This is a genomic window from Phytoactinopolyspora endophytica (assembly GCF_004138495.1).
In the GTDB taxonomy this organism is placed as follows: domain Bacteria; phylum Actinomycetota; class Actinomycetes; order Jiangellales; family Jiangellaceae; genus Phytoactinopolyspora; species Phytoactinopolyspora endophytica.
In genome coordinates this window covers 226,300-227,620 of sequence record NZ_ML142858.1, presented here as the reverse complement: position 1 = coordinate 227,620, position 1,321 = coordinate 226,300, and the positions used below count along the sequence as shown (strand labels likewise).

The 1,321-nt window shown below is 66.5% G+C and carries 2 protein-coding genes; one reads left to right on the top strand and one right to left on the bottom strand.

The annotated features are described in order from the left end of the window. Positions 1-52: 52 nt before the first annotated feature. Positions 53-430 carry a hypothetical protein gene (locus ELR45_RS20065; RefSeq protein WP_129667938.1) on the top strand — a complete coding sequence of 126 codons (378 nt, stop codon included), beginning with the start codon at positions 53-55 and terminating at the stop codon, positions 428-430. Positions 431-520: 90 nt separating this feature from the next. Here the strand turns inward: ELR45_RS20065 and ELR45_RS20060 are convergent, their stop codons facing one another. Further along, the gene (locus ELR45_RS20060) at positions 521-1,267 is read right to left on the bottom strand and encodes an SDR family oxidoreductase (RefSeq protein ID WP_129667937.1); all 747 of its coding nucleotides are present in this window, start codon (positions 1,265-1,267) and stop codon (positions 521-523) included. Between the last annotated feature and the right edge of the window lie 54 nt (positions 1,268-1,321).

The following is a 1,321-nucleotide window of genomic DNA, read 5'->3' as shown; positions in this document are numbered from 1 at the left end:
GACCTACGACTAGGGCACCGAGCAGGAGCAACACGACGGTTACGAGCGAATCGTGGAGACCGCCTCCGACGCCGGAGCGGAGGTCGTCTTCGTTCCCTCCCCTCCGATCCGGCCGGACGAGTTCTACGCGCCGCACATGGACGAGATCGACCGCACGCCCGAGGTCGCCGGCGACGTCGCAGCCAACTCGGACGATCAAGCTGTGCTGCTTGACAGCACAGTGGTCTGGGACGACGCCTATCAACGGGACGGCGACGGCGAGCGCGACCGCAGCGACGACGGTATCCACACCTGTCCGCAGGGAGCGGCCCGGTTCACCGGATGGCTGATGGAGGAGCTGGCGAACCGGTACTCCGGGTTCACCCCGGCCGACCCGCAGGACTGGGCGAACGACGGGTGGGCGGCTGACGAGATCTTCACGGGCTGCTGATCTGAGGCGAACACAAGGTCCCCATCGGACTCGGCGCCGATGGGGACCTTGTGGGCAGGTGCGCGACGTGTGGGGGTGTGACGGGCTAGGTCAGCGACCGGCCTGCATGGCGAAGACTTCGTCGTAGGTGCCCGTCGCCTCGGCGAAACGCTGACGCTTGACCCGCTCGACCAGGATCTGCTCGGCGTCAGGCTGCGTCCCGAGCAGGCTCATGGTCTCGGAGATGAACTCGTCGAGCGGCATCGCCTGCTCGTTGTCCGTCCCGCTGCCCATGAGCGTCGTGCGGGTGAGGGGCGGAGCGATCTCGATGACCTGCGCCGAGGTGTCGCGCAGCTGTTCGCGCAGGCTCTCGGTGTAGGAGTGGATCGCGGCTTTGGTGGCGCTATAGGTCGGTGTGAACGGCAGCGGCACGTACGCGAGGCCAGACGTCACCGTGAGGATCGCCGCGTCCGGTTGCTCCACCAGGAACGGCGCGAACGTGTGGATCAGCCGGATCGGGCCGAGCAGGTTGGTTGCGACCGTACGCTCAGTCACCTCGAGCGAGCTGGGGTCGAGCACCTTCTCGGGAACCATGATCCCGGCCATGGCGATGATCGCGTTGAGTTCGGGATGCTTCGCCGTGACGGTCTGGAACAGCTGTGTGATCGACGCCTGGTCGGTGACGTCGAGCACCTCGCCCTCGATACCGTCGTGCCCGGCGACGATCTCGTCGAGCAGGTCGCGTCGCCGGCCGGCGACGATCACCTTGTTTCCGGCCTCGTGGAATCGGAGCGCGAGCGCGAGCCCGATGCCGGAAGTGCCCCCGGCGACGAGGATGGTGTTGCCTGTGGTCTTCATGTCGGTTCTCCTTCTGTTTCGAGCAGGGCCGGCCAGTCAGATGGATGGAATTGC

Excerpts from the sequence above, each read along its gene's own strand:
- ELR45_RS20060 (WP_129667937.1), bottom strand. The coding sequence starts at position 1,267 with ATGAAGACCACAGGCAACACCATCCTCGTCGCCGGGGGCACTTCCGGC.